This window comes from Caballeronia choica (genome assembly GCF_001544535.1).
Taxonomy (GTDB): Bacteria; Pseudomonadota; Gammaproteobacteria; order Burkholderiales; family Burkholderiaceae; genus Caballeronia; species Caballeronia choica.
In genome coordinates this window covers 1-6,288 of sequence record NZ_FCON02000261.1, presented here as the reverse complement: position 1 = coordinate 6,288, position 6,288 = coordinate 1, and the positions used below count along the sequence as shown (strand labels likewise).

At 60.4% G+C, this 6,288-nt stretch carries 6 protein-coding genes and 1 pseudogene; 1 reads left to right on the top strand and 6 read right to left on the bottom strand.

Features of this window, described 5'->3' with window-relative positions:
- From AWB68_RS41750 to AWB68_RS41735, 4 genes are all read right to left on the bottom strand, one after another.
- On the bottom strand, positions 1 to 458 hold a 458-nt coding region (locus tag AWB68_RS41750; RefSeq protein ID WP_160110171.1), incomplete at its 3' end, for an amidohydrolase family protein.
- Between the two features lie 129 nt (positions 459 to 587).
- Positions 588 to 1,574, bottom strand: a complete 987-nt coding sequence (locus AWB68_RS41745) for a porin (RefSeq protein ID WP_087650002.1) — start codon at positions 1,572 to 1,574, stop codon at positions 588 to 590.
- 152 nt (positions 1,575 to 1,726) lie between these two features.
- Positions 1,727 to 3,028, bottom strand: coding sequence for a C4-dicarboxylate transporter DctA (dctA, locus tag AWB68_RS41740; protein WP_087650001.1), 1,302 nt, complete (start codon positions 3,026 to 3,028; stop codon positions 1,727 to 1,729).
- 97 nt (positions 3,029 to 3,125) lie between these two features.
- Entirely contained in the window at positions 3,126 to 4,001 is an 876-nt protein-coding gene (locus AWB68_RS41735; RefSeq protein ID WP_087650000.1) for an amidohydrolase family protein, read from the bottom strand.
- A 130-nt stretch (positions 4,002 to 4,131) separates the two neighbouring features.
- Between AWB68_RS41735 and AWB68_RS41730 the strand changes: the two genes are divergently transcribed.
- On the top strand, positions 4,132 to 5,061 hold the full coding sequence (locus AWB68_RS41730; protein WP_087649999.1) for a LysR substrate-binding domain-containing protein: 930 nt from the start codon (positions 4,132 to 4,134) through the stop codon (positions 5,059 to 5,061).
- A gap of 113 nt (positions 5,062 to 5,174) precedes the next feature.
- On the opposite strand, the gene AWB68_RS41725 is transcribed toward AWB68_RS41730, so the two are convergent.
- Both AWB68_RS41725 and AWB68_RS41720 read right to left on the bottom strand, forming a co-directional pair.
- Positions 5,175 to 5,915 carry a 3-ketoacyl-ACP reductase gene (locus AWB68_RS41725; protein WP_087649998.1) on the bottom strand — a complete coding sequence of 247 codons (741 nt, stop codon included), beginning with the start codon at positions 5,913 to 5,915 and terminating at the stop codon, positions 5,175 to 5,177.
- A 190-nt stretch (positions 5,916 to 6,105) separates the two neighbouring features.
- A pseudogene (locus AWB68_RS41720) lies at positions 6,106 to 6,288 on the bottom strand (IS630-like element ISCARN39 family transposase); the annotation flags it as partial.

Genomic DNA, 6,288 nt, shown 5'->3' with positions numbered 1-6,288 from the left:
CTGGTCCAGTGGCCGCCCGACGGGTCCGGGTTCAGGTTGATCGCGACGTTGCCGTACTCCTCCACGCACTTGACGAGTTCGGGGATGCACGTGGCGATATCCACGCCGGGGCTTTGCGGCAACATGGCTGCCGGAATGAAATGATCTGGGAATAGCTGGCTCACGCAGAAACATAGCTCGTTGCAGATCGCCGCCCACGTGCTAGAGACCTGGAAGTCTCCGATGTGATGCGCCATGAAGCTTGCGCGCGGGCTGAAGATGGTGAGGTCGAGGCCGCGCTCGCGCATCAATCGCAGTTGATTGCTTTCGATCGACTCGCGCAACTCGTCGTCGTTGATGTGCAACTCGGACACCTTCGGCATTTCCGATGGACTTTTGATGCCCGCAATCTGGCGGTTGCGCCATGTCTCCAGCGCCTTCGGCGCGGTCGTGTAATGGCCGTGAATGTCGATGATCATGGTCGCTCCAAAAAAATTTGATTACCGGCGCGATGTGACGAGTACCATGCGCGCCCTCTCCCTAATGAGCCGTATGCGGCTGTGAAGTCGCCCCGCCGGCACTCGCGCCCTTCAGTTTCAAACCACGATTCAAAAGGTATGCCGCACACCCACGCCGTAAGTGTTGCCGATCGGATGCCCGCTCAACTGGTCAAGCGAATAGACGGCATAAATGTCGGTGCGCTTCGAAAGGAAGTGGTCGTATGCGATCGACGCCGTGTGGCGCAGACTATTGTCGACCGGACCCGAGCGACGCGTGCGCGCATATTCGGCGAGCAGAAAATCCGCGGGCGAGAACGGCACCGATAGACCGGCCTCGTAGGTATGCGTGCCGATCGGCATGCTGACGTTGCTCGTGATCACCGCTGCGCCATAGAGTTTCACGATCTTGAAGTCGTACGCCGCACCTGCGAGATACGCATATTGCGCCCCGACCGGGCCTACCTGCGTGAAGCGCACGCGCTGCGCCGAGAGCGCCACGGTGAGCGCACTACCGCTATAGTTGAGATGTACGCCGAGATTACCAACACCCGGCGATCCAGCCACGCCGCCCAAACCGTAGATGACTGTCGCCCCGAATCCCTTGTAAGACGGGCTCGTGTATTGAGCGGTGTTGTTCCAGACGGTATCGCCGATGATCGATCCGCCATAGTTGACCACGAAGGTCTGCACCACCAGCGGAGAGAACACCACCGACGAGCCGAACGGGTTGACATTCTGCTCCGCCACATAGGTCGGGTTGGTCTGCCGTCCGAAGGTGAGCCGTCCATAATCGCTCTGGAAGCCAACGTAAGCATTGCGGGACCAGAACGGATCGGTCGTATTGCGTCCCTGTGCGCCGGTGTTCGGTTGAAAGAAGCTTTCCAGAGTGAAGATGGCGCTCACGCCTCCCCCCAGGTCCTCCTTCCCGCGCAAACCCCAGAACGAGGTCGTAAGACCGCCGCTTCCCATCTGAACCTGCGATTGCGACATATCGCTGCGCTTGAGACTGTCAACGTAAGTACCGACGAGTCCGTAAAGCTGGACCTGCGAGCCGTCCTGTACCTGCGCGGGCGCGCTAGCCGCACACAACGCCATTGCGACACCAGCGGCGGCCCGCAAGTATGATCGCTTTGCGCACGATTGCTTAGGGCGTACTGTTCCCCTGATCTTCACGATCAATCTCCTTCTGTTGTGGTTGTCATGTCGGGAGGCCGCGCGGACGGCGGCCTCCGAGGTGAAGCCAGGCGTTAAACGACCGTGCGCTTTTTCATGGCGGCGTCGAGCTTGTCGCGGTCGAGTTCTCGCTCCCAAGCGGAAACCACCAGCGTCGCGACGCCATTGCCGATCGTGTTGACGACGGCGAGCCCGGTACCCATGAAGCGGTGAATGCCAAGGATCAGCACCATGCCCGACACAGGGATGACGGGGAACACCAGCAGCGTCGAGGTGAGCATGATGAACGCAGCACCAGCCACGCCGCTCGCGCCCTTGGAGGTGAGCATCGCAACCACGACCAGCGTCATTTCCTGCGTAAAGGTCAGCTGGATATTGAAGGCCTGCGCGATGAAGAGAACCGCCATCGTCAGATAGATGTTGGTGCCATCGAGATTGAACGAATAGCCTGCGGGCACGACAAGCCCGACCACCGGCTTGGAGCAGCCTAGGCGTTCGAGCTTTTCGAGCATCCCGGGCAGCGCCGCTTCGGACGAACTCGTGCCGAGAACAATGAGAATCTCCTCGCGGATATAGCTCATGAAGCGAAAGATGTTGAACCCCATCACGCGCCCGATCACGCCGAGGACGACCACAACAAATACAAAAAGCGTCAGGTAGAACGCGCCGATCAGCTTGATGAGCGGCAACACGGACCCGACGCCATAGGTTCCGATGGTGTAGGCGATCGCACCGAAGGCCCCGATCGCAGCGGTCTTCATGATGATGTGAACGATGCCAAAGAACGTGTTGGCGATGCCGCCGATGAACTCGACCAGGGGTTTGCCCCGTTCTCCGAGCGCGGCAAGCGCTGCGCCGAAGAGCACCGAGACGAGCAGAACCTGCAGCACGTTGCCCGTCACGAACGCGTCGACCACGGTGTTGGGGATGATGTGCATGAGGAACTCGACGGTGCTCTGCTCATGGGCCTGGGTCGCGTAGCCGGAAAGCGCGGAAGCATCAATCTTCGACGGATCGAGGTTGAAACCCGCACCCGGGCGCAACAGATGGCCGGCAAGGAGCCCGATCATCAGCGACAGCGTCGAAACGACCTCGAAATAAAGCAGTGCTTTCCCGCCGACGCGTCCGACCTTCTTCATGTCGCCCATGCCCGCGATGCCCGCGACCACGGTGCAGAATATGATTGGGCCGATCACCATCTTGACGAGCTTGATGAAGGCGTCGCCAAGTGGCTTCATCTGGACGGCGAGTGTCGGCGCGAAGTGGCCGAGCAGCACGCCGATCAGGATCGCGGCCAGCACGTGCACGTAGAGTTGGCGATAAAAGGGGACGCGTTGACGCGGGGGTGCTTCAGGACATGAAGTGGTGGCGTTCATCGCGGCTGCCTCGCGACAAACGTAATGCCTGAACAAATGCGGGCTTGGGTCATGTCTGTCTCCGTTATGTTGTCTTGCGGCCTTTTTTGACCGTCTGTTATTTGCCGGGGGCGAAATCGTAGAGTCGTTCGGGGTTCTCGACCAGGATCTTGTGAATCAGCACGGGATCGTCGCAAATGCGGAACAGTAGGTCGACCAGTTCACCGTCGTTGGGCATGTCCTTCGAGATGTTTGGATGTGGCCAATCCGTGCCCCACAACACACGATCCGGAGCGGCGTGAACGAGTGCCCGCGCGAAGGGAATCGCGTCGTCGAAGGGCCGTTTGCCCGCGGAGACTCGTTCGGAGCCGCACACCTTCACCCATGCGAGCGGATTGCGCATTAATTCCAGCAGTTGCCGGAACGGCTCCTGATCCAGGCCCGCTTCGGCGCGCACGCGGCCCATGTGGTCGATCACGAATGGCACGCGAATCCGCCCGATGAGATCGGCGTATTTGACGATGTCCTGCGCGTCGAGGTGCAGCACGACGTGCCAGCCGAGCGCTTCGATCCGCCGCAGCACACGGTCGAATACGTCCAGGTCGGGCGCTCCGCCCAGATGCGCGACGAAGTTGAAGCGCACGCCGCGTACACCGGCGTCGTTGAGCGCCTTCAGTGTGTCATCGGTCACGTCTGCGTCGACGATGGCGACGCCCCGGTATCGCCCGTTGCCCCGGGAGATCGCATCAAGCATCGCGGTGTTGTCGGTGCCGTGGCAGCTCGCCTGCACGATCACGCCGCGCTCGAGGCCCAGATGGTCATGCAGGGCAACCAGCGATTCGAACGGCGCGTCGGGTGGTGTGTAGCTGCGATCTTCAGCATACGGAAAACGCTCGACGGGGCCGAACACGTGACAGTGGGCATCGCACGCGAGCGCGGGTAGCGCATACGCGGGTTTGACCGGATTCGGGTCTGGCGGAAGGCAGGACTTCATGGTCTGTTCGGGCTCCATTGAGGGCATTGAGTGACAGGACAACCAATGAGGCCCATTGTGACGTTGCGGGTTCTTCCATACAATCGACATAATCGACTAGCTGATATACGAAACTCGTATAGGAGCCAAAATGGAACTGAAGCAACTCGAGGCCTTTGTTCACGTGGTGGAGCTGGGGAGTTTTACGCGCGCGGCCACGATCCTCGATACCAATCAGCCGACCTTGAGCCGTCTCGTGCGACAGTTGGAGGTGGAACTAAGGCAGACCCTGCTCGTGCGGCACGGGCGCGGCGTCGTCGCAAGCGATGCGGGTCAAATCATGCTGGGTCATGCGAAGGGCATGCTGTTGCAGGCTGAGCGCGCGCGGCACGATCTTCGGCAATTGAAGGGGACGGTCAGCGGACACTTCAGCATCGGGCTTGCGCCGAGCTTCGCAAAGGTCGCCACGCAGGAGTTGATCCGGCAGTTCAGGCAGCGGTTTCCCGATGCGACGATCTCTGTGGCCGAGGGGCTTTCCACCTATCTGACGGAGTGGCTGATGATGGGCCGCATCGATGCGGCCGTGCTTTACGACACTTCGCTCACCGCGCTCGTCGAGAAGCGCGCGGTGTTCGAGGAGGAACTGTTCTTGATCGGCACGGCAGGGGGCGCAGGTGGTCAGGCGCCCAAGCAGATCCGCCTGAAAGACATCGCGCGCTATCCACTCGTCATTCCTGGGCGCATGCATGCGCTGCGGCAGATCGTCGAATCGCGCGCGGCCGAGGAGGGAGTTAAGCTCTCCATCGCGCTCGAGGTGGACGCTGTGGGGGCCATCCTCGACCTTGTGTGCGAGGGCTATGGTTACGCGGTGTTGCCCATCAATGCGCCGGCCACCGATCCGCTGAAGCGCCCGTTCTCCGTTACGCGCATACGGCAACCGACGCTGCACAGCCGTCTCAGTATCGCGACGAGCAGCCAGCACACCTTGTCACACCTGGCGATGGAGGCGATCGGCCTGATCGAGACCGCGGTGCTGCCGCTCTACACTGCCGACCGCAACCCTGGAGTAATGCAAGGATGAGGCCTGAGGCAGGAAGGTCGGCAATCCATCGTCTTTTTTACGATCCACAAACCGCCGCGCTGGGCGGCGGCGGGTGGCAGGCTCAACCGATACCCTCAAGCTGGTCGCAATCGTCAGCCCATATGCAGACCGCCGTTGAGCGAGAAGTCCGCACCGGTGGCGAAGCCCGACTCCTCCGATGCGAGCCACGCCACGATCGAGCCGATTTCGTCCGGACGGCCGAGACGGCGCACGGGAATCGTCGCGACGATCTTCTCCAGCACTTCAGGTTTGATTGCTTTGACCATGTCCGTGCCGATGTAGCCAGGTGACACCGTGTTGACTGTCACGCCCTTGGTCGCCACTTCCTGCGCGAGCGCCATCGTGAAGCCGTGGATGCCGGCCTTCGCCGTCGAGTAGTTGGTCTGGCCGAACTGCCCTTTCTGACCATTCACCGACGAGATGTTGATGATCCGCCCGAAGCCGCGCTCGACCATGCCGTCGACCACCTGCTTGGTGACGTTGAAGAGGCTCGTCAAGTTGGTTTCGATGACCGCGGTCCAATCCTCGTGCGTCATCTTTCGGAACACGCCATCGCGCGTGATACCGGCGTTGTTCACCAGGATATCTATCTCGCCGACTTCAGCCTTGACCTTGTCGAACGCCTTTTGGGTTGAGTCCCAATCGCCGACGTTGCCCTCGGACGCGATGAAATCGTACCCAAGCGCCTTTTGTTCCTCAAGCCATTTGACACGGCGCGGAGAGTTCGGGCCACAGCCGGCGACGACCGTATAGCCGTCCTTATGCAAACGTTGACTGATGCTCGTGCCAATGCCGCCCATGCCACCCGTCACATACGCTATGCGCTTTGTCATCTCTCACTCCATTACCGTTATGCGAAAACCGGTGAACGGTTTCGCGCTTGTCTTTCCTGACTTCCGGATTTTCCTCCTACGGACGCTCGACCGCCAGCGCCACTCCCGCACCGCTGCCGATGCACAGCGATGCAAAGCCATTCTTCGTATCGCACTTTTGATTCTATTGATCTTTCCATAAATCATGACATCACCACAACGTTGCCTGAATCCAGCACGCGGCGATGATCGAAGGCCTTTTCTGAGCGCTCTTGAGCTTGTTGCGGGCGATGGTATGCAACTCGGCGAGGTTGTCGGGGCAGAAGTTCGCAATCGCATGACGCTTGAGCCATGCCCACAGGTACTCGACGGGATTGAGTTCCGGGCAATACGG